Genomic DNA, 22,034 nt, shown 5'->3' with positions numbered 1-22,034 from the left:
CATTTTTCAGCGTAAGGAAGGCTAACGCATGCTCCCATCCCACTCCCGTTCTGCCCCGGCACCTTTTTACGAAAAGGTAAAACAGGAGATCAGTGAAAAGATTGCCAGCGGTATCTGGCAACCTCACGATCGCATCCCGTCGGAAGCGGAGTTGGTCGCGCAGTATGGTTTTAGCCGTATGACTATTAATCGGGCGCTGCGTGAGCTTACTGACGAGGGGCTGCTGGTGCGTTTGCAGGGCGTCGGTACGTTTGTCGCCGAGCCGAAAGGTCAGTCCGCGTTGTTTGAAATTCGCAGCATTGCCGATGAAATTATCGCCCGCCAGCATCAGCATCGGTGCGAGGTGCTGAAGCTGGAAAGCACACGCGCGAACGCGCAGCAGGCCACGGCGCTGAACGTTAAAGAAGGTACCTTTATTTATCACTCGATCATGGTGCACTTTGAAAACTCCCTACCTGTACAAATTGAAGATCGCTGCGTCAATGCGGAGATTGTGCCGGAGTACCTGACACAGGATTACAGTCAGACCACGCCGCACGCCTATCTGTCGCTGATCGCCCCGTTGACCGAAGGCGAGCATATTGTCGAAGCGGTTCGCGCCAGCGCGGAAGAGTGCGCGCTGCTGAACATTAAAGAACATGATCCCTGCCTGCTGATCCGTCGCAAGACCTGGTCCGCGTCATCCATTGTCTCTCATGCTCGTTTGCTTTTTCCGGGTTCCCGCTATCGTCTGCAAGGGCGCTTCATGTCCTGAAAATCGTGATTGCTGCCGCAGTATGACGAAAATGTAGATTACTTGTTAACTATAATCTTGCGTTTGATTGTATAGACAAGTATATACTTTTAACTAATGTGACCGTTCATCGTAGGCCTGATTAGACGCGTTAGCGTCGCCATCAGGCGCTGTGCCGGATGGCGGCGTATACGCCTGATCCGGCCTACATTCAGTCTGAGGAGTTTCCGTCATGTCTCACAGCAAGTATCGTCAGCAGGATATTCGTGCCCCACGCGGCACCACCTTAACGGCCAAAAGCTGGCTGACCGAAGCGCCGCTGCGCATGTTAATGAACAATCTCGATCCTGATGTGGCGGAAAATCCCCATGAGCTGGTGGTGTACGGCGGGATCGGTCGCGCCGCGCGTGACTGGGAATGCTATGACGCCATCGTCAAGGCGCTGACCAAACTGGAGGCCGATGAAACGCTGCTGGTCCAGTCGGGTAAACCGGTCGGCGTCTTCAAAACCCACGACAATGCGCCGCGCGTGCTGATTGCCAACTCCAACTTGGTCCCGCACTGGGCGACCTGGGAACACTTCAACGAACTGGATGCGAAAGGACTGGCGATGTATGGCCAGATGACCGCCGGGAGCTGGATTTACATCGGCAGTCAGGGCATTGTGCAGGGGACGTATGAAACCTTCGTTGAAGCCGGACGTCAACATTATCAGGGTAGCCTGAGTGGACGCTGGGTACTGACCGCTGGTCTTGGCGGTATGGGCGGGGCGCAGCCGTTAGCCGCGACGCTGGCGGGGGCGTGTTCGCTGAACATTGAATGTCAGCAAAGCCGTATCGATTTCCGTCTGCGTACCCGCTATGTGGATGAGCAGGCCACAACGCTGGATGACGCGCTGGCGCGTATCGACAAATACACCCGTGAGGGTAAAGCCGTTTCTATTGCGCTGTGCGCGAACGCGGCCGACGTTGTTCCGGAACTGGTGAAGCGTGGTGTGCGTCCGGATATGGTCACCGATCAGACCAGCGCTCATGACCCGCTACACGGTTATCTGCCGTCCGGCTGGAGCTGGGAAGAGTACCAGGCAAAAGCGGTATCCGATCCGCAGGGTACGGTGCAGGCGGCGAAACGTTCCATGGCCACACACGTACAGGCAATGCTGGACTTTAGCAAAATGGGTGTGCCGACGTTTGATTACGGTAATAACATTCGCCAGATGGCCAAAGAGATGGGCGTGGAAAATGCCTTTGATTTCCCTGGCTTTGTACCCGCCTATATTCGTCCACTGTTCTGTCGCGGCATTGGTCCCTTCCGCTGGGTGGCGCTTTCCGGCGATCCGCAGGATATTTATAAGACCGATGCCAAAGTAAAAGAAATTGTTGCCGACGATAAACACCTGCACCACTGGCTGGATATGGCACGTGAGCGGATTAACTTCCAGGGCTTGCCAGCTCGTATCTGCTGGGTGGGTCTGGAGTGGCGGCAAAAACTGGGGCTAGCGTTTAACGAAATGGTGCGCAGCGGTGAAGTCTCCGCGCCTATCGTCATTGGACGTGACCATCTGGACTCTGGCTCTGTTGCCAGCCCAAACCGTGAAACCGAAGCCATGCGCGACGGTTCTGACGCCGTGTCCGACTGGCCTTTGCTTAACGCGCTGCTCAATACCGCCAGCGGGGCAACCTGGGTGTCGCTGCACCACGGCGGCGGGGTCGGCATGGGCTTCTCGCAACATGCGGGGATGGTAATTGTGTGTGACGGCACCGATGAAGCCGCCGCGCGTATTGCCCGGGTTCTGCATAACGATCCGGCCACGGGCGTCATGCGTCACGCAGACGCCGGGTATGACATCGCGGTGGAATGTGCCGTTGAACAAGGATTGAATTTACCGATGATTGCCGGGACGCAGGGGAAAGACTGAAATGACTAAGCTTACGTTAACACCAGGTCATCTGAGTTTTACGCAGCTACGGGAGATCTGGCAGCAGCCGGTACAATTGAGTCTGGACCCCAGCGCGGTTGATGCCGTCAACGCCAGCGTGGCCTGCGTGAATAATATTGTTGCCGAAGGGCGAACGGCCTACGGCATCAATACGGGATTTGGCCTGCTGGCCCAGACCCGTATCGCCACGGAAGATCTGCAAAATCTTCAGCGCTCACTGGTGCTTTCACATGCTGCTGGCGTTGGCAACGCGCTGGATGATGCCATGGTGCGTCTGATCATGGTGCTGAAAATCAACAGCCTGGCGCGCGGTTTCTCCGGTATTCGCCTGAGCGTGATTGAAGCGTTAATTGCGCTGGTGAACGCCGAAGTTTACCCGCTGATCCCAGCGAAAGGTTCTGTCGGCGCATCGGGCGATCTGGCCCCGCTGGCGCACATGTCGCTGACTTTGCTAGGTGAGGGGAAAGCACGCTGGCAGGGGGAATGGCTCCCGGCGACGCAGGCACTGAAAAAAGCCGGACTGGAGCCGATTACGCTGGAGGCAAAAGAGGGGCTGGCGCTGCTGAACGGGACTCAGGCGTCCACCGCCTTTGCCCTGCGTGGGTTGATTGAAGCCCAGGAGCTGTTTGCCTCCGCGACGGTGTGCGGCGCGCTGACGACCGAAGCGGTGCTGGGCTCACGTCGTCCGTTTGACCCTCGCATTCATGCCGCGCGTGGACAGCGTGGGCAGATTGACGCCGCTATGTTGTATCGTCATGTGCTGACCGACGCCAGTGCGCTGTCGCAATCCCATCATAACTGTGAAAAAGTGCAGGATCCGTATTCCCTGCGCTGTCAGCCGCAGGTGATGGGCGCGTGCCTGACGCAAATGCGCCAGGTGATGGACGTACTGTTAGTTGAAGCCAACGCTGTGTCGGACAACCCGCTGGTGTTTGCCGAAGAAGGGGATGTGATTTCCGGCGGTAACTTCCATGCCGAGCCGGTGGCGATGGCGGCGGATAATCTGGCGCTGGCGATCGCGGAAATTGGTGCGCTATCAGAGCGGCGTATTGCGCTGATGATGGATAAACACATGTCGCAGTTGCCGCCATTCCTGGTCAAAAATGGTGGGGTTAACTCTGGCTTTATGATTGCGCAGGTCACTGCCGCCGCGCTGGCCAGTGAAAACAAAGCGCTGGCACACCCGCACAGCGTAGACAGCCTGCCCACGTCGGCCAACCAGGAAGATCATGTTTCCATGGCACCTGCGGCTGGTCGCCGACTGTGGGAGATGGCGGCAAATACGCGCGGTGTGATAGCCGTGGAGTGGCTGGCGGCCTGTCAGGGGATCGATTTACGTGAAGGACTGACCTCAAGCCCGCTGCTGGAACAGGCGCGTCAGGCCTTGCGCGAACAGGTTTCACATTATACCCAGGACCGTTTTTTCGCTCCGGATATCGAGTGTGCGACCGAGCTGTTAGCGCAAGGAACGCTGTTGAAATTGTTGCCTGAATTTCTGTAGCAAATTGCCTGATGGCGACGCTGATGCGTCTTATCAGGCCTACGGTCTGCCTGGTAGGCCGGATGAGGCGAAGCCGACATCCGGCACTACGCTTAACTGAACATCGCGGTAATTGACGCGCTGGCGAGCGAATGGAAATGGACGTTAAATCCGACCATCGCGCCGCTGGCGCCCTCATCGACATCAAGACGCTCCACATCCAGCGCGTGAACCGTAAAGATATAGCGATGCGTTTCCCCTTTTGGCGGTGCCGCGCCGCCGTAGCCAGCTTTACCAAAGTCCGTGCGCGTTTGCAGCACGCCTTCCGGCAACGCAACCAATCCGGAGCCGTACCCTTGCGGCAGAACCCGGGTATCTGCAGGCAGGTTAACCACCACCCAGTGCCACCAGCCGGAGCCGGTTGGTGCATCAGGATCGTAACAGGTCACGACAAAACTTTTGGTCCCGGCGGGCACATCGTCCCACGCCAGATGCGGGGAAATATTGTCCCCGTCATACCCCATGCCGTTTAAAACGTGGCGATGCGGGAGTTTGTCCCCGTCGCGCAGATCGTTACTGATAAGTTTCATGCCGACTCCTCTCGTTAGCCAAAAAGTGTAGCCAGAAAACGCACAGTTTACCGCCGATTAATCGCTAAAAAATGTTGCATTGTGCACGGCGTCGTTCACCGCCTGGGTCAGACGACGCAGTTGCTCGGGCTGGATAATATACGGTGGCATCAGGTAGATAAGCTTGCCAAACGGTCTGACCCATACGCCCTGATCGACAAAGAACTTCTGCAACGCCGCCATCTTCACCGGGTGGGTGGTTTCTATCACGCCGATGGCACCGAGAACGCGCACGTCGGCGACATACGCCGAATCCGCCGCCGGTGCCAGTTCACGGCGCAGTTGCGCTTCGATTGCAGCCACCTGTGAGCGCCACTCGCCCGACTCCAGCAGAGACAAACTGGCGGAGGCGACGGCGCAGGCCAGCGGATTGCCCATAAACGTCGGACCGTGCATAAAGCAGCCCGCTTCGCCGTTACTGATGGTTTCCGCCACCTGGCGAGTGGTCAGGGTGGCAGAAAGGGTCATTGTCCCGCCGGTTAACGCTTTGCCGAGACATAAAATATCCGGTGTAATGTCGGCGTGTTCACAGGCAAATAGCTTACCGGTGCGGCCAAAGCCGGTGGCGATTTCGTCGGCAATCAGCAGAATACCTTCGCGATCGCACATCTTACGGATGCGCTTTAACCACTCGGGATGGTACATGCGCATGCCGCCTGCACCCTGAACGACAGGCTCCAGGATCACTGCCGCAATCTCGTGGCGATGGGCCGCCATCAGACGGGCAAAGGGCACCATATCCAGCTCATCCCACTCGCCGCCCATCCGGCTTTGCGGGGCTGGGGCGAACAGGTTTTCCGGCAGATACCCTTTCCACAGACTGTGCATTGAGTTGTCAGGATCGCAGACCGACATCGCCCCGAAGGTGTCACCGTGGTACCCGTTACGGAACGTCAGGAAACGCTGGCGAGATTCGCCTTTTGCCTGCCAGTACTGCAGCGCCATTTTCATCGCTACTTCCACGGCAACGGAGCCTGAGTCCGCGAGGAAAACGCATTCCAGTGGTTCTGGCGTCATGGCAACCAGCTGGCGGCACAGTGCAATGGCCGGGGCATGGGTAATGCCGCCAAACATCACGTGTGACATGGCGTCGATTTGCGTTTTCATCGCGGCGTTCAGCTGCGGGTGATTGTAACCGTGGATCGCCGCCCACCAGGACGACATCCCGTCAATCAGTCTCTCGCCGCTGGCTAAAATCAGTTCACAACCTTCAGCGCGCGCTACCGGATACACCGGCAGTGGGGAGGTCATCGAGGTGTAAGGGTGCCAGATATGGCGTTGGTCAAAGGCAAGATCGTCCGTTGTCATAATCGACTTGTAAACCAAATTAAAAAGATTTAGGTTTACGAGTCTACACGAAACTCAAAATGAAACGAACACCAATATGGCTCATTCTTCTCGCTGGACAATGTCGCAAGTTACCGAATTATTTGAAAAACCACTGCTGGATCTGCTGTTTGAAGCGCAACAGATCCACCGTCAGCACTTTGACCCGCAGCAGGTACAGGTCAGTACGTTGTTGTCGATAAAAACCGGCGCTTGTCCGGAAGACTGCAAATATTGCCCACAAAGTTCCCGCTATAAAACCGGTCTGGAAACCGAGCGTTTAATGGAAGTTGAGCAGGTACTGGACTCTGCGCGTAAGGCCAAACAAGCCGGTTCAACGCGTTTCTGCATGGGCGCGGCGTGGAAGAATCCACACGAGCGCGATATGCCTTACCTGGAACAAATGGTGCAGGGCGTGAAAGAACTGGGGCTGGAAGCCTGTATGACGTTGGGTACGCTGGACGAAACGCAGGCGCAGCGTCTGGCCAGCGCGGGTCTCGACTACTACAACCACAACCTCGACACCTCGCCGGAGTTTTACGGCAATATCATCACTACCCGTTCGTATCAGGAACGCCTGGATACGCTGGATAAAGTGCGTGAAGCCGGGATTAAAGTCTGCTCTGGCGGCATTGTCGGCTTAGGCGAAACGGTCACTGACCGCGCCGGGTTGCTGCTGCAGCTGGCAAACCTGCCCACTCCGCCGGAAAGCGTCCCCATCAATATGCTGGTGAAGGTGAAGGGCACGCCGCTGGCGGATAATGACGATGTGGATGCGTTTGATTTTATCCGCACCATCGCCGTGGCGCGCATCATGATGCCGACCTCGTATGTCCGTCTGTCTGCAGGACGCGAACAAATGAACGAACAGACCCAGGCCATGTGCTTTATGGCCGGGGCTAACTCGATTTTCTACGGCTGTAAACTGCTGACCACGCCGAACCCGAACGAAGATAAAGACCTGCTGCTGTTCCGCAAGCTGGGCCTGAATCCCCAGCAAACGGCGGTGCTGGCGGGCGATAACGAACAGCAGCAGCGTCTGGAACAGGCCCTGCGCACTCCAGACACTGACGATTACTACAACGCGGCAACTGTATGACCTGGCAGCAAAAAATTGACGATGCGCTGGCGGCGCGTCGTTCTGCCGATGCTCTGCGCCGTCGTCATGCGGTGATGCAGGGCGCCGGGCGTTGGTTGCAGGCAGATGGTCGTCAATATCTGAATTTTTCCAGTAACGATTACCTTGGGCTAAGCCACCATCCGCAGATCGTCTGTGCGTGGCAGCAAGGGGCCGACCGATTTGGCGTCGGCAGCGGCGGCTCAGGGCATGTCAGCGGTTATTCCATAGCGCATCAGGCGCTGGAAGACGAACTGGCACAATGGCTGGGCTATTCACGCGCGCTGCTGTTTACCTCCGGGTTTGCCGCCAATCAGGCGGTGATTGCCGCGCTGATGGGTAAACAGGATCGCATTGTTGCAGACCGACTCAGCCACGCTTCGCTGCTGGAGGCCGCCAGTCTGAGCCCGGCCATGCTGCGCCGCTTTACCCATAACGACACTCAGCATTTAGCTCGTCTGCTGGCGGCTCCCTGTCCGGGGCAACAGCTGGTGGTCACCGAAGGTGTATTCAGCATGGACGGCGACAGCGCGCCGCTGGCGCAAATCCACGCCGAGGCGCAGCGCCAGGAGGCGTGGCTGCTGGTGGATGATGCCCACGGTATTGGCGTCACCGGTGAGGAAGGACGCGGCTCGTGCTGGCAGCAGCAGGTCAAGCCCGAGCTGCTGGTGGTGACCTTCGGCAAAGGCTTTGGCGTCAGCGGGGCGGCCATTCTCTGCTCTGACAGCGTGGCCGATTATCTGCTGCAGTTTGCTCGCCATCTGATTTACAGCACCAGTATGCCCCCGGCGCAGGCTCAGGCGTTGCGCGCCGCGCTGGCGGTGATCCGCAGCCCTGAAGGCGACGAGCGCCGGGAAAAGCTGGCGATGCTTATCCAGCGTTTTCGTGCCGGTATGACGAACCCTGATTTGCTGCTGGCACAGTCAGACAGCGCCATTCAGCCACTGATCGTCGGCGATAACCAAAAAGCGTTGCAGCTGGCGCAGACGTTACGCGATCGGGGTTGCTGGGTGACGGCAATCCGGCCACCTACCGTGCCGGTTGGTACTGCCAGACTGCGACTGACGCTGACTCAGGCGCATGAAGCTCAGGATATCGACCGCTTGCTGGAGGTGCTGCATGACGCAGGTTGATAAGCAGGCCATTGCCGCCGCGTTCGGACGCGCTGCCTCCCACTACGAACAACACGCTGAATTACAGCGCCAAAGCGCCGATGCGTTACTGGCGCGGCTGGCGGGGCGGCAGTATGCCCGCGTGCTGGATGCCGGCTGCGGGCCAGGTCGTATGAGTCGCTACTGGCGAGAGCAGGGGAGCGAGGTCAGCGCCCTGGATTTGTCTGCGCCTATGCTAGCGCAAGCCCTGCGGCACGATGCGGCGCACCATTATCTGCTGGCTGATATTGAGGCCATTCCGCAAGATACCGCGACGTTTGACCTGGCCTGGAGCAATCTGGCCGTGCAATGGTGCGGCGATTTACGCCACGCATTAGGCGAACTCTACCGGGTCGTGCGCCCCGGCGGGACGGTGGCCTTCAGCACCCTGGCGCATGGCTCGATGCCGGAACTGCGTCAGGCGTGGCAGGCGGTGGATAACCGGGCGCACGCCAACCGTTTTTTACCCGTCGAACAGCTGGAAAACGCGCTGCACGGCTGGGAGGTTGAGTATCAGATGCAGGCCGTCACGCTGTGGTTTGACGATGCGCTGAGCGCCATGCGTTCGCTCAAAGGCATTGGCGCGACGCATTTGCATGAAGGTCGCGAACAGCGCGTGCTGACCCGCTCACAGCTGCAACAGTTACAGTTAGCCTGGCCCCAGCAGCAGGGGAAATACCCGCTGACGTACCATCTTTTTTGGGGAGTGATTCAACGTGACTAAAACGTATTTTGTCACCGGGACGGACACCGAGGTCGGTAAAACCATCGCCAGCTGTGCATTGTTACAGGCGGCAGGACAGTTGGGCTACCGGACCGTGGGCTACAAGCCGGTCGCCTCGGGCAGTGAAATGACGGCAGACGGCCTGCGTAACAGCGATGCCCTGGCGTTGCAGCGGAACAGTACGTTGGCAGTGGACTATGCGGCCATCAATCCGTATACCTTCGCCGAACCCACGTCACCGCATATTATCAGCGCCGATGAAGGGCGACCGATTCAGGCCCCGGTGATGTCTGCCGGTTTACGCGTCCTGGAGAAACAGGCCGATTGGGTGCTGGTAGAAGGGGCCGGGGGATGGTTGACCCCGCTTTCGCCGACGCTGAGCTTTGCCGACTGGGTGCAAACGGAACAATTGCCGGTGATTCTGGTGGTGGGCGTGAAGCTCGGCTGTATCAATCATGCCCTCCTGACCGCGCAGGCGATACGCCAGGCCGGGCTGACGCTGGTCGGCTGGGTTGCCAATGACGTAACCCCGCCAGGGAAGCGTCACGCTGAATACATGGCGACGCTGAGGCGCACACTTGCGGCACCGCTGCTGGGCGAGATCCCGTGGCTGTCAGCGACGCCGGAGCGGGCAGAGACCGGACGCTATATCGATCTGAGCACGCTGCCTTAGGCGCCATTCTGGTGCGGATAGGCTGCTGTGGCCTGCCCGTGTTAACGCCCTGGGCAGGCAAAAAAATGATGAAAATGCGAGCAGGATCTCGACTGCTCCAGCCCGCTTCGTTAGCTGATAAATATCAAAATTTAGCGATAATTTTTTTTTATTCGACCAAAAAAGGACATCGATACGTTTCTGCCAGGCGGCAGTCAGCACGGGCTGGAGACAGTTATCCACTATTCCTGTGGATAACCTTGTGCATTAGAGTTAGAAAACACTATGTAAGCGAGAGAAGACGCGGCCTGCGACTAAATTGCTGCGAAAGACGGCTTGAGGAAATAGTTATTCAAATACAGATTGTTAGATAAAAGCAATGGCTGTCGCGGAAGTGTCATCTGTTGCCATAAAACTTTCATCTCCTGGCTTGACAAATGTTAAAAAAGTCATAGGTCTGGGGATAACACATTTTTGCTGGTGTTTTATCTTGCCTGCGGTGAAATTTTAGCCCGCCGTGATGGGGGTTAAGGGGGCGTAACAGAAATATTGTGGTGTGTTACTGTTTTTTCATCCAGTATATTTTACTGGCAAAATCTACTGCTGCGAGTAAAATTAGACACCTGCCCGCCCATTGCTTCAGGTAGCTGCTCATGAGTAAACCGTTCAAACTGAATTCCGCTTTTAAACCCTCTGGCGATCAGCCTGAGGCGATTCGTCGCCTGGAAGAAGGGCTGGAGGATGGTCTGGCGCATCAGACGCTGCTGGGCGTAACGGGTTCGGGGAAAACGTTCACCATCGCCAACGTCATTGCGGACCTCCAGCGGCCAACCATGGTGCTGGCACCCAACAAGACGCTGGCGGCCCAGCTTTATGGCGAGATGAAAGAATTCTTCCCGGATAACGCGGTAGAGTATTTTGTCTCCTACTACGACTATTACCAGCCGGAAGCGTACGTACCGAGTTCTGATACATTCATCGAGAAAGATGCGTCGGTCAACGAACACATCGAGCAAATGCGACTGTCGGCGACCAAGGCGCTGCTGGAGCGTCGGGATGTCATTGTGGTGGCCTCGGTTTCCGCGATCTATGGTCTGGGCGACCCGGACCTGTATTTGAAAATGATGCTGCACCTGACGGTCGGCATGATCATCGACCAGCGCGCCATTTTGCGGCGGCTGGCGGAGCTGCAATATACCCGCAACGATCAGGCATTTCAGCGCGGGACGTTCCGTGTGCGCGGTGAAGTGATAGACATCTTCCCGGCAGAATCTGACGACATTGCGCTGCGCGTGGAGCTGTTTGATGAAGAAGTGGAGCGCCTGTCGCTGTTTGACCCGCTGACCGGGCAGGTTGAATCCAGCATTCCACGCTTTACCGTCTACCCTAAAACGCACTACGTTACGCCACGCGAACGCATTGTGCAGGCGATGGAAGACATTAAGGTCGAGCTTGCCGAGCGGCGTAAAAACCTGCTGGCGAACAACAAGTTGCTGGAAGAACAGCGCTTAAGCCAGCGTACGCAGTTCGATCTGGAGATGATGAACGAACTGGGCTACTGTTCGGGCATTGAAAACTATTCCCGCTATCTCTCCGGGCGCGGGCCTGGCGAGCCGCCGCCGACGCTGTTTGACTACCTGCCAGCCGATGGCCTGCTGGTGGTCGATGAATCCCACGTGACTATTCCGCAAATCGGCGGTATGTATCGCGGCGACCGGGCGCGAAAAGAGACGCTGGTCGAGTACGGTTTTCGTCTGCCGTCAGCACTGGATAACCGCCCGTTGAAGTTTGAAGAGTTTGAGGCGCTGGCCCCGCAAACCATCTATGTCTCCGCCACGCCGGGCAACTATGAGCTGGAGAAATCCGGCGATGACGTCGTTGATCAGGTAGTACGACCGACCGGCCTGCTGGATCCAGTGATTGAAGTGCGCCCGGTGGCAACACAGGTCGATGACCTGCTGTCTGAAATTCGTATCCGCGCGGCGATCAACGAACGTGTACTGGTGACGACGCTAACCAAGCGGATGGCGGAAGACCTCACGGAATACCTCGAAGAGCACGGCGAGCGGGTGCGTTATCTGCACTCGGACATCGACACCGTGGAGCGTATGGAAATCATTCGTGACCTGCGTCTGGGCGAGTTTGACGTACTGGTGGGTATAAACCTGTTACGAGAAGGTCTGGACATGCCTGAGGTCTCTCTGGTGGCGATTCTGGACGCCGACAAAGAAGGGTTCCTGCGTTCTGAGCGATCGCTGATCCAGACTATCGGCCGTGCGGCACGTAACATCAACGGTAAAGCGATCCTCTACGGCGATAAAATTACGGCCTCAATGGCAAAGGCGATCGGCGAAACCGAACGGCGTCGTGAGAAGCAGCATCAGTACAACGAAGAGCATGGTATTACGCCGCAGGGGCTGAACAAGAAGGTGGTCGACATTCTGGCGCTGGGGCAAAATATTGCCAAGACCAAAGCCAAGGGCCGAGGCAAGTCGCGTTCCGGCGCGAAGTCCGAGGTGGTTGAATTGGATATGACGCCGAAGGCGCTGCAGCAGAAAATCCATGAACTGGAAGGGCAGATGATGAAGCACGCGCAGAACCTGGAGTTTGAAGAAGCTGCTCAAATCCGCGATCAGCTGCACCAGCTGCGCGAGCTGTTTATCGCGGCATCGTAAGTGGGTGCCGGATGCGGGATAAATCCCTTATCCGGCCTACGGGATAGAGCGCGTTGGTAGGCCTGATAAGCGCAGCACATCAGGCAGTGTTTGGTGCCGGATGGCGGAACAGAACGCTTCGGTAGGCCTGATAAGCGTAGCGCCATCAGGCAATTCCACCTAGCCTAACGCTTGCACCGCTTTTTCCAGCGCGTCGTGCAACAGCTGACGGTCGTGGCGATACGGAATATCGCTGGCTTCCAGCACGTCCTGAATCACGATGCGGTCACTCACGGCTGAAGCATCGACTTTTGGCCCGACAACCACCGCATCAATCACTTTTTTCCCGACGTATTGTTCGATGATCGCCAGCTTATCGTTAAGCGTCAGACTGGCGGCAGGCAGGCTTAATTCACGCCCCAGATTGCCGATGTATACCATTGGAGCCGGTGTGCGACGTAAGGCCTGCGCCAGTTCGTCGAGCAGCAGGATAGGCATCAGGCTGGTGTAAAAACTGCCCGGCCCAATCAGAATCAAATCGGCTTCAGCGATAGCCTCTACCGCTTCGCGCGTGGTCGGCACCTTTGGCGACAGCATCAGTTCCTGAGGTGGGATAGTGAGCTGATCGATATTCACCTCGCCATAAATCTCATGTCCCTGATCGTCGATAGCCATTAAATCGACCGGCAGCTCGGACATCGGAATTAAATGCGCGTCAACTTTCAACAGACTGCGAATTAAATTGATCGCTTCCAGAGGCCGTACGCTGAGGTGATCTAATGCCTTTAACATCAGATTTCCGAGGTTATGCCCGGAAAGTTCGCCATTACCGCCAAAACGATACTCAAACATCGCGGATGCGACGCTGGGCTGGGTAATTAACTGGTTCAGACAGTTACGCATATCTCCCCAGGCAATACCTCCCTCGGAGCGGCGAATTCGACCGGTAGAGCCGCCGTTATCGGTGGTGGTGACAATGCCCGTCAGGCGTGAACCTAAAGGAGAAAGTGAAGAGAGGACGCGTCCCAATCCATGCCCTCCGCCGAGAGCGACAACGCGATCCAGATCCGCCAACGTGCGAGTGCGCATAGTTATTCCTGATATCAATTGATCGCCGTTACAGTAGCGTAAATTACGGGTTTTCAGCAATTATCTGGCGGTGTTGTGTGAAAATAAATTTAGGCGATCTACCTCTTTTTGACGACATCCACCTGATAGCAAGATGATGTATATCAATGCAAAACTGTGATTTTTGCTTATTCTGTAGCGAAATTGCACGATCATGTCGCTATGCATAGGATTATATAGCGAAAGTGTACATGGCAAAACTGTTATTTACACGCTAGTATCGGCATAACCAACATGTACTCGACGTATGACGAGTATAAACACTCTAGCCTCTGCACCTGGGTCAAATGATACGGTGCTTTGGCCGTGACAAGGCTTACATCAGATTGTCACCAGGGCGCAGGAAGAAATGACTCCGCCTCCCGTATTTGGAAAGGTGTACATGGGCTCTCAACTTACCGATGCTTTCGCACGTAAGTTTTACTACTTACGTTTGTCGATTACCGATGTGTGTAACTTTCGTTGCACCTACTGCCTGCCGGATGGCTACAAGCCCGGTGGGGTCACCAATAACGGTTTTTTGACCGTTGATGAAATTCGTCGTGTCACGCGTGCGTTCGCCAATCTGGGAACGGAAAAAGTGCGTCTGACCGGGGGCGAACCGTCATTGCGTCGCGACTTTACCGACATCATCGCCGCCGTGCGAGAAAATGACGCCATCCGCCAGATAGCGGTGACCACCAACGGTTATCGTTTGGCACGGGATGCCGCCACCTGGCGTGAGGCGGGGCTCACGGCGCTGAACGTCAGCGTCGACAGCCTTGACGCCCGTCAGTTTCATGCCATTACCGGGCAGGATAAATTTCAACAGGTGATGGCGGGCATTGATGCCGCCTTTGATGCCGGTTTTGAGAAAGTCAAAGTGAACACCGTGCTGATGCGCGATGTAAACCACCATCAACTGGACACCTTTCTCGCCTGGATCCAGCCACGTCCGATTCAATTACGCTTTATTGAGCTGATGGAAACCGGCGAAGGCAGTTCTCTCTTCCGTAAACACCATATCTCCGGCCAGGTACTGCGCGATGAACTGCTGCGTCGCGGCTGGATCCATCAGCTACGCCAGCGCAGCGACGGTCCGGCGCAGGTTTTCTGTCATCCCGATTATGCGGGTGAAATCGGTCTGATCATGCCGTATGAGAAAGACTTCTGCGCCACCTGCAACCGTCTGCGCGTCTCTTCTGTCGGCAAACTGCATCTGTGCTTATTCGGTGAAGGCGGGGTCAGCCTGCGTGATTTGCTGGAAGATGACGCTCAGCAGTCTGCGCTGGAAGAACGTATCTCAAGCGCGTTGCTGGAGAAAAAGCAGACCCACTTCCTGCATCAGAACAATACCGGTATTACGCAAAACTTATCTTACATTGGCGGCTGATCGCTAAAAGGAGTTTTTCATGAGTCAGGTAAGCGCTGAATTTATCCCGACACGCATTGCTATTCTTACTGTTTCCAGCCGTCGTGGCGAAGAGGACGATACCTCCGGCCATTATCTGCGCGACAGTGCGCTGGAGGCGGGTCATCAGATTGTAGACAAGGCGATTGTTAAAGAGAACCGCTATGCCATCCGCGCCCAGGTTTCCGCCTGGATTGCCAGTGACGATGTGCAAGTGGTGCTGATTACTGGCGGTACCGGTTTGACCGAAGGCGACCAGGCACCAGAAGCGCTGCTGCCGCTGTTCGACCGTGAAGTCGAAGGGTTTGGCGAAGTGTTCCGCATGCTCTCCTTTGAAGAGATTGGCACCGCGACGTTGCAATCACGCGCGATTGCCGGTGTGGCCAATAAAACGCTGATTTTTGCCATGCCGGGGTCGACCAAAGCGTGTCGCACTGCCTGGGAAAATATCATTGCGCCGCAGCTCGATGCCCGTACGCGTCCGTGTAACTTCCACCCCCATTTGAAGAAATAAGTATGTCGCAACTGACTCATATTAACGCCGCTGGCGAAGCGCACATGGTGGATGTTTCCGCCAAAGCCGAAACCGTACGTGAAGCGCGCGCCGAAGCCTTCGTCACTATGCGTAGCGAAACCCTGGCGATGATTATCGACGGCAGCCACCATAAAGGCGATGTTTTCGCGACCGCACGTATTGCCGGTATCCAGGCCGCCAAGCGTACCTGGGATCTTATCCCGCTATGTCACCCGCTGATGCTCAGCAAGGTTGAAGTTAATCTGCGCGCCGAGCCGGAACACAACCGTGTGCGCATTGAATCGCTGTGCCGACTGACCGGGAAAACCGGCGTCGAAATGGAAGCGTTAACCGCAGCATCGGTGGCGGCGCTGACCATCTACGACATGTGCAAAGCGGTTCAAAAGGATATGGTGATTGGTCCGGTACGTCTGCTGGCGAAAAGCGGCGGCAAGTCGGGTGATTTTAAGGTGGATGCAGATGATTAAGGTGCTTTTCTTTGCCCAGGTGCGAGAACTGGTGAACGCAGATACGTTAGAGGTCGCGGCAGATTTTCCCACGGTGGAAGCCTTGCGCCAGCATCTGGCTGCGCAAAGCGATCGTTGGGCGCTGGCTTTAGAAGATGGCAAGCTGCTGGCGGCCGTCAACCAAACGCTGGTGAGCTTCGACCATCCCCTCAACGCAGGTGATGAAGTGGCCTTCTTCCCACCGGTAACCGGAGGCTGAGATGGCTGAAACGCGAATTGTTGTTGGGCCTGCGCCGTTTAGCGTTGGGGAAGAATATCCCTGGCTGGCAGAGCGCGATGAAGACGGCGCGGTGGTCACGTTTACCGGTAAAGTGCGTAATCACAATCTCGGGGACAGCGTGCAGGCATTGACGCTGGAACATTACCCGGGCATGACCGAAAAAGCGCTGGCGGAAATCGTCGATGAGGCGCGTGAACGCTGGCCGCTGGGCCGCGTGACGGTTATCCACCGTATTGGTGAGCTGTGGCCGGGAGATGAGATAGTCTTCGTTGGCGTGACCAGCGCGCATCGCAGCAGTGCCTTTGACGCCGGACAGTTTATTATGGATTATCTTAAGACCCGCGCGCCGTTCTGGAAACGCGAGGCCACGCCGGAAGGCGACCGTTGGGTTGATGCCCGCGACAGCGATAAGCAAGTAGCAAAACGCTGGTAGAGTACAATTGGTTTAGGTACATACTAATTCAGGAGATTGTCATGGACCGATTCCCACGAACCGATTCTATTGTGCAGGCCCGTTCCGGTCTGCAAACCTATATGGCGCAAGTCTACGGCTGGATGACCTGCGGGTTGTTACTGACGGCGTTTATTGCCTGGTATGCGGCGAACACGCCGGCGGTGATGACGTTTGTCTTTTCCAGCAAAATCACTTTCTTTGGGCTGATCATCGCCCAACTGGCGCTGGTGTTTGTCCTTTCCGGCATGGTGCAGAGGCTCAGCGCCGGTATGGCCACCACGCTGTTTATGCTCTATTCGGCATTAACCGGGCTGACGCTGTCGAGCATCTTTATCGTCTATACCTACTCGTCTATCGCCAGCACGTTTGTGGTCACTGGCGGGATGTTCGGTATCATGAGCCTGTACGGGTACACCACCAAGCGCGATCTCAGTGGTTTTGGCAACATGCTGTTTATGGCGTTGATCGGCATCGTGCTGGCTTCGCTGGTTAACTTCTGGCTGAAGAGCGAAGCGCTGATGTGGGCGGTGACCTACATTGGGGTGATTGTGTTTGTCGGCCTGACCGCTTATGACACGCAGAAGCTGAAAAACATCGGCGAGCAAATCGATCTGCGCGACAGTTCTAACCTGCGTAAATACGCGATCCTTGGGGCGTTAACGCTGTATCTGGACTTTATCAACCTGTTCCTGATGCTGCTGCGTATTTTCGGCAATCGTCGTTAATTTTTGCTGCCGGATGGCGCTGCGCTAATCCGGCCTACCGTGTTGCGTCGAAAGTAGGCCGGATAAGGCGTTACGCCGCATCCGGCAATAACCTTCACGGTTATTTCGCCATCGCCTTCTCGTTTTTTGCCCGCAGTTTTTTCGCCCGACTCTCCAGCAACAAATAGCACATCAACGCCAGCAGCAGCGGGATAAAATAATACAGTACGCGATACGCGAGCAGGGCGGCGATGATCGTGCCTTGCGAGGTATTTTCGCCCGCCAACAGTGCCATGAATACCGCTTCCAGCACGCCGATACCCGCCGGAATATGTACGATAACCCCGGCGATACTGCTGACCAGCAGCACGCCCAGCACGAAGAAATAATGGATATCCTGGCCTAATAACAGCCAGATAATCGCTCCCATCACCATCCAGTTTGCTCCGGATATGGCCATCTGCGCCAGCGCGAATTTCCACGATGGCAGCACCAGTTTTTGCCCTTTAATCGTGATATGCCGATGTTTAGCGAAGGCGCAACACCACAGATAAATGACAATAATCAGCAGCAGTACGATACCCAGAATGCGCAGTGTGGCCTCGTCGATATACCAGTGTGCGGGCAGTTGAACGACGCCGAAGGTAAAAATAAACCCGCCGAGCAGAATATAGCCCAGCCAGTTGGTGGTAATGCTGAGTGAGAAAATGCGCGTGATCGTGCTGCCCGGTAATCCGAGGCGGGAATAGAGTCGATAGCGCATGCCAATGCCGCCCACCCAGGTGCTTAACGTCAGGTTGAAGGCGTAGCAGATAAACGACACCAGCATCACCTGACGTTTTGCCAGCTTGTGTCCGCAATAATAGCGTCCGAGCAGGTCATAACAGCCGTACAGCAGATAGCTGACGATGACCAGACCAATGGCGCTGAGCAGGGCGAGGCGGTTGTAATCCCGGATAACCGACCAGACCTCTTCCCAGTTGACCTTGCTGGCATACACCACCAGCAGTACGATCACCGCGATAAAAAACAGCCAGGTGAGGATCTTTTTTGCTAACCGCCAGCGGGGAGATGCTTTCGCCATCAGGGTTTCCCTCCTGCATCTTCAGCCTGAATGCGGTCTTGCGTTTCCAGAGTCGGCTGCGCGGGAGGCGCGACTTCGGTAAGGTGCGGCGTGTGCGCCGGTAGCCAGCCGACCAGCGCCGGAAAGTGGCGTAAAAAGTGGAACGCCAGCACGCTCTTGGTCAGGTTCCACCAGGTGCGTCTGGGCAACATCGATTCATCTACCTGCTGGCAATCCTCGGTAATAATGGGATGCAGATTGTCCCGCAGGACCTGGTTAAATGCGCGATCATGGATAATGATGTTGGCCTCCAGATTCAGCGACAGGCTGAGCGGGTCGAGGTTGCTGGAGCCTACCGTCGCCCAGTGATCGTCCATTAGCGCGACTTTGCCGTGCAGGGGTCTGCGACGGTATTCATACACCTGGACGCCGCCTTTCACCAGATAGTTGTACAGCAGGCGAGCGCCGACTTTCACAATCGGCATATCCGGTTCACCCTGCACTATCAGTTTGACCCGCACGCCGCGTCGCGCCGCTTTGCGCAGCGCATGCAACAGGCGATAGCCGGGAAAGAAATAGGCGTTGGCAATGATCACTTCGCGTTTGGCCTGGGTGAGCATTTTCAAATAATGGCGTTCAATATCATCACGATGTTCTTCGTTATCGCGCCAGACAAACAGCGCCTGCGCCTCGCCGGGCTGGCGATTTTCGATTGCCCGATGATGACGTCGCCACCAGCGGCGCACGGCGCTTTGCCCCGGCAGGTTTTCCAGCACGAAGGTCAGGATGTCTGCCACGATGGGACCTTCAATACGCACGGCGTAGTCCTGCTTGGCCTCTGGGCCGTAATCGGACATATGCTCGGCGGAATAGTTAATCCCGCCGATAAAAGCGACACGGTCGTCAATCACCACAATTTTGCGGTGCATGCGGCGAAAAAGGTTGGTCCGCATGCCGAACAACCGCGGGCGTGGGTCGTAATAGCGGAAAACCACGCCCGCGGTGGTGAGTTCGCTGACAAACTCCTCGCTGAGATCCGGTGACCCGTAGCCGTCGAGCAACACTTCGGCTTTAACACCACGCTGTGCCGCACTGAGCAGTGCCGCATGCAATTGTTTCCCGACCGCATCTTCAAACCAGATAAAAGTCTCAAGGATGATTTTTTGCTGCGCCTGTTCAATGGCCTTAAACACGGCGGGGTAGTACTGGTCGCCGTTTTCCAGCAGCTGAATTTGATTGCCATCACGCCAGCCATATTTCATAAATGAATCTCCGCGCTCAGGGGGGCGTGGTCGGACAAATGTCGCCAGTGACGTAGCGCCAGCGCCGTCGGAATACTGGCATTGGCGTTTTTCACATAGATCCTGTCGAGGCGCAGCAGCGGCAAACGTACCGGAAAGGTACGCGCCGGGCGTCCGTGGGCGCGGGTAAAAATCTCGTCAAGACCGGCCTGCGTTTTCAAAGGATGATTGGCCTTTTGCCGCCAGTCGTTGAAATCCCCGGCTACCACCACGGGTTCCGTTTCAGGCAGGGCATTGACCCAATCCGCCAGCATGGTCAACTGCGCCTGGCGGTGGGCTTCACGCAAACCAAGATGTACACACATCACATGGATGGGGTGAGGGAGCATCGGCGGCACGATGCGGCAGTAAAGCACACCGCGCTTTTCACTGCTGCCGACGGATACATCACGATTCTCATAATGTTCAATGGGATAGCGCGACAGCACCGCGTTACCGTGATGCCCCTGCGGATACACGGCATTGCGTCCGTAGGCGAAGTCGCTCCACATGGTATCTGCGAGAAATTCATAGTGCGTGGTATCTGGCCAGTTCTCCACGTGCAGAGGGTGAACCTCGTGCGCACCCATCACTTCCTGCAGGCACACAATGTCCGCACCGACCGTTCTGACGGCATCGCGTAGCTCAGGCAAAATAAATCGCTTATTAAAGGCGGTAAAACCTTTGTGAGTATTAATTGTGAGCACATTGAATGAAAATCGAACTGTTTGTCCGCTCATGATTCTCCTGTCGGCGTCATTTTTCCTTTAAATAGTGTAGTCGGCGTCACAAAAGGATGCGGTGTTACGGAATTTTCCGTAAAGTCCGGTACTCTGAACAATTAGTTAAAGATCCTTCAGGAGAAAAGCCATGAGGTGGCAACAACGTGTTCGTGTCGCAACAGGTCTTAGTTGCTGGCAGATTGTGTTGCATTTACTGGTAGTGGCATTGCTGGTAATGGGCTGGATGAGCGGCACGCTGGTGCGCGTCGGCCTGGGATTATGCGTCGTTTATGGCGTCACGGTTTTATTAATGCTGGCGCTACAGCGTCATCATGAACAGCGCTGGCGTGATGTCGCCGACGTACTGGAAGAGCTGACCACCACGTGGTATTTCGGTGCGGCGATGATCGTGCTGTGGCTGCTGTCCCGCGTGCTGCAAAACAACGTCTTACTGGCGTTAGCGGGACTGGCGATCCTTGCCGGACCCGCAGTGATTTCGCTGCTGGCGAAAGACAAAAAACTACATCACTTTGCGTCTAAACATCGCATACGCCGCTGATCCGGTCGTGGCCGCTATCACCAACAGTGGCCACAAACTTCCCCAGACAATCTTCAGGCTCGCATCCTTCAGGTAAATCTGTTTCGTGATGTCCGTAAAGTGACGGATTGGGTTTATCCACGTCAGATTCTGCAGCCAGACCGGCATGTTTTCGACCGGAGAAACGTACCCTGACAGTAAAATTGCCGGCATCATAAAGACGAACACGCCGATAAACGCCTGCTGCTGGGTTGAACACAGCGATGAAATCAGCAGACCAAAGCCCACCAACGACAACCCGTAAATCACCATCGTGAAGTAAAACAAGCCCAGCGAACCGGCAAACGGAATGTGATAGGCCCAGATGCCAATAGCCAGCACGATAGTAGCCTGAAAGGTAGCCACGATCAGCGCAGGCACCGCTTTGCCAATGAAAATTTGCCAGGTGGTGAGCGGAGAGACCAGCAGCTGATCCAGTGTGCCCTGCTCACGTTCGCGGGCTACCGACAGCGAGGTGACGATCATCACTCCGATGGTGGTGATCATGGCGATCAGCGACGGAACGACGAACCATTTGTAATCCAGATTCGGGTTATACCAGTTACGCACCACCAGTTCGCTGTTGTTCGGCTTCGCTTTGCCGTCCATCAACTCTTGCTGGTATTCCTTAACGATCTGTTGCAGATAATTCGCTGCGATCTGCGCGCTGTTTGAGTTGCGCCCGTCAAGGATCAGCTGCATAGGTGCTTGTTGGAAGGTATCCAGATTACGCGAAAAGTCGGCCGGGAAGCGCACCAGCAACAGGGCTTTTTGTGTGTCGATGGTCGGTTGGATCTCCTGCGGGCTTTTCAGCAGCAGGATATGGGTAAAGGCGCTGGCGCGGGCAAAGCGCTGTGTTAATTCCACTGAATGCTTGCCGTTGTCTTCGTTATAGATGGCGATAGTGGCGTTGGTCACTTCTAACGTGGCTGCAAACGGAAACAGGATCACCTGAATCAGCACCGGTAAAATCAGGATCGCCCGCGTCTGCGGCTCGCGTAACAGCGACTGCAGCTCTTTGCGAATTAATGTCCATAAACGATGAAACAT

General features: G+C 56.0%; 22 protein-coding genes and 1 riboswitch. Of the genes, 15 read left to right on the top strand and 7 right to left on the bottom strand.

Annotated features, from left to right (window positions below):
• Positions 1-28: 28 nt before the first annotated feature.
• From IB214_RS16960 to hutH, 3 genes are all read left to right on the top strand, one after another.
• Positions 29-754: a histidine utilization repressor gene (locus IB214_RS16960; protein WP_096757790.1), complete on the top strand. Its 726-nt coding sequence runs from the start codon at positions 29-31 to the stop codon at positions 752-754.
• 211 nt (positions 755-965) lie between these two features.
• The gene (gene hutU, locus IB214_RS16955; protein ID WP_096757789.1) at positions 966-2,651 is read left to right on the top strand and encodes a urocanate hydratase; all 1,686 of its coding nucleotides are present in this window, start codon (positions 966-968) and stop codon (positions 2,649-2,651) included.
• A 1-nt stretch (position 2,652) separates the two neighbouring features.
• A complete protein-coding gene (gene hutH / locus IB214_RS16950; protein ID WP_117341662.1) occupies positions 2,653-4,173 on the top strand; it encodes a histidine ammonia-lyase in 1,521 nt (506 codons plus the stop codon).
• A 92-nt stretch (positions 4,174-4,265) separates the two neighbouring features.
• On the opposite strand, the gene IB214_RS16945 is transcribed toward hutH, so the two are convergent.
• Together IB214_RS16945 and bioA are read right to left on the bottom strand one after the other, a co-directional pair.
• On the bottom strand, positions 4,266-4,742 hold the full coding sequence (locus IB214_RS16945) for a kinase inhibitor (protein WP_115259010.1): 477 nt from the start codon (positions 4,740-4,742) through the stop codon (positions 4,266-4,268).
• Between the two features lie 57 nt (positions 4,743-4,799).
• Positions 4,800-6,089: an adenosylmethionine--8-amino-7-oxononanoate transaminase gene (gene bioA / locus IB214_RS16940; protein WP_115259009.1), complete on the bottom strand. Its 1,290-nt coding sequence runs from the start codon at positions 6,087-6,089 to the stop codon at positions 4,800-4,802.
• A 76-nt stretch (positions 6,090-6,165) separates the two neighbouring features.
• Here bioA and bioB point away from each other — a divergent pair, with 76 nt between their 5' ends.
• From bioB to uvrB, 5 genes are all read left to right on the top strand, one after another.
• Entirely contained in the window at positions 6,166-7,206 is a 1,041-nt protein-coding gene (gene bioB, locus IB214_RS16935) for a biotin synthase BioB (RefSeq protein WP_096757785.1), read from the top strand.
• Positions 7,203-8,357 carry an 8-amino-7-oxononanoate synthase gene (bioF, locus tag IB214_RS16930; protein WP_117341663.1) on the top strand — a complete coding sequence of 385 codons (1,155 nt, stop codon included), beginning with the start codon at positions 7,203-7,205 and terminating at the stop codon, positions 8,355-8,357. The genes bioB and bioF overlap by 4 nt, the downstream gene beginning before the upstream one ends.
• Positions 8,344-9,099, top strand: a complete 756-nt coding sequence (gene bioC, locus IB214_RS16925) for a malonyl-ACP O-methyltransferase BioC (RefSeq protein WP_117341664.1) — start codon at positions 8,344-8,346, stop codon at positions 9,097-9,099. The genes bioF and bioC overlap by 14 nt, the downstream gene beginning before the upstream one ends.
• The gene (gene bioD, locus IB214_RS16920; protein WP_117341665.1) at positions 9,092-9,772 is read left to right on the top strand and encodes a dethiobiotin synthase; all 681 of its coding nucleotides are present in this window, start codon (positions 9,092-9,094) and stop codon (positions 9,770-9,772) included. Before bioC ends, bioD begins: the two co-directional genes overlap by 8 nt.
• A gap of 632 nt (positions 9,773-10,404) precedes the next feature.
• Entirely contained in the window at positions 10,405-12,426 is a 2,022-nt protein-coding gene (uvrB, locus tag IB214_RS16915; protein ID WP_115259005.1) for an excinuclease ABC subunit UvrB, read from the top strand.
• Between the two features lie 159 nt (positions 12,427-12,585).
• Here uvrB and yvcK read toward each other — a convergent pair whose 3' ends face one another.
• On the bottom strand, positions 12,586-13,494 hold the full coding sequence (yvcK, locus tag IB214_RS16910; RefSeq protein WP_117341666.1) for a uridine diphosphate-N-acetylglucosamine-binding protein YvcK: 909 nt from the start codon (positions 13,492-13,494) through the stop codon (positions 12,586-12,588).
• A 288-nt stretch (positions 13,495-13,782) separates the two neighbouring features.
• Positions 13,783-13,928: riboswitch (molybdenum cofactor riboswitch) on the top strand.
• Here yvcK and moaA point away from each other — a divergent pair.
• From moaA to IB214_RS16880, 6 genes are all read left to right on the top strand, one after another.
• Positions 13,916-14,905: a GTP 3',8-cyclase MoaA gene (moaA, locus tag IB214_RS16905; protein WP_096757779.1), complete on the top strand. Its 990-nt coding sequence runs from the start codon at positions 13,916-13,918 to the stop codon at positions 14,903-14,905. Its footprint overlaps the riboswitch before it by 13 nt.
• A gap of 19 nt (positions 14,906-14,924) precedes the next feature.
• The gene (gene moaB / locus IB214_RS16900; protein WP_096757778.1) at positions 14,925-15,437 is read left to right on the top strand and encodes a molybdenum cofactor biosynthesis protein B; all 513 of its coding nucleotides are present in this window, start codon (positions 14,925-14,927) and stop codon (positions 15,435-15,437) included.
• A gap of 2 nt (positions 15,438-15,439) precedes the next feature.
• Positions 15,440-15,925, top strand: a complete 486-nt coding sequence (gene moaC, locus IB214_RS16895) for a cyclic pyranopterin monophosphate synthase MoaC (protein WP_096757777.1) — start codon at positions 15,440-15,442, stop codon at positions 15,923-15,925.
• A complete protein-coding gene (gene moaD, locus IB214_RS16890) occupies positions 15,918-16,163 on the top strand; it encodes a molybdopterin synthase sulfur carrier subunit (RefSeq protein ID WP_096757776.1) in 246 nt (81 codons plus the stop codon). The genes moaC and moaD overlap by 8 nt, the downstream gene beginning before the upstream one ends.
• Before the next feature lies 1 nt (position 16,164).
• Positions 16,165-16,617, top strand: a complete 453-nt coding sequence (gene moaE, locus IB214_RS16885; RefSeq protein WP_117341667.1) for a molybdopterin synthase catalytic subunit MoaE — start codon at positions 16,165-16,167, stop codon at positions 16,615-16,617.
• 41 nt (positions 16,618-16,658) lie between these two features.
• Positions 16,659-17,363 carry a Bax inhibitor-1/YccA family protein gene (locus IB214_RS16880; RefSeq protein WP_096757774.1) on the top strand — a complete coding sequence of 235 codons (705 nt, stop codon included), beginning with the start codon at positions 16,659-16,661 and terminating at the stop codon, positions 17,361-17,363.
• A gap of 100 nt (positions 17,364-17,463) precedes the next feature.
• Here the strand turns inward: IB214_RS16880 and IB214_RS16875 are convergent, their stop codons facing one another.
• The 3 genes from IB214_RS16875 to IB214_RS16865 are packed head-to-tail and all read right to left on the bottom strand — an operon-like array spanning position 17,464 to position 20,425.
• Positions 17,464-18,426, bottom strand: coding sequence for a YbhN family protein (locus tag IB214_RS16875; protein WP_096757773.1), 963 nt, complete (start codon positions 18,424-18,426; stop codon positions 17,464-17,466).
• Positions 18,426-19,667: a cardiolipin synthase ClsB gene (gene clsB / locus IB214_RS16870; RefSeq protein WP_117341668.1), complete on the bottom strand. Its 1,242-nt coding sequence runs from the start codon at positions 19,665-19,667 to the stop codon at positions 18,426-18,428. Before clsB ends, IB214_RS16875 begins: the two co-directional genes overlap by 1 nt.
• Positions 19,664-20,425, bottom strand: coding sequence for an endonuclease/exonuclease/phosphatase family protein (locus tag IB214_RS16865; protein WP_115259000.1), 762 nt, complete (start codon positions 20,423-20,425; stop codon positions 19,664-19,666). The genes clsB and IB214_RS16865 overlap by 4 nt, the downstream gene beginning before the upstream one ends.
• A 130-nt stretch (positions 20,426-20,555) precedes the next feature.
• On the opposite strand from IB214_RS16865, the gene IB214_RS16860 reads away from it, so the two are divergent.
• Positions 20,556-20,966, top strand: coding sequence for a YbhQ family protein (locus IB214_RS16860; protein WP_115258999.1), 411 nt, complete (start codon positions 20,556-20,558; stop codon positions 20,964-20,966).
• On the opposite strand, the gene IB214_RS16855 is transcribed toward IB214_RS16860, so the two are convergent.
• Positions 20,928-22,034, bottom strand: a complete 1,107-nt coding sequence (locus IB214_RS16855) for an ABC transporter permease (RefSeq protein WP_096757769.1) — start codon at positions 22,032-22,034, stop codon at positions 20,928-20,930. The two genes, IB214_RS16860 and IB214_RS16855, sit on opposite strands and share 39 nt — an antisense overlap.

It is taken from the genome of Citrobacter sp. C1 (assembly GCF_014596895.2).
Lineage (GTDB): Bacteria > Pseudomonadota > Gammaproteobacteria > Enterobacterales > Enterobacteriaceae > Citrobacter > Citrobacter gillenii.
This window is presented reverse-complemented; position numbering and strand designations above follow the sequence as displayed.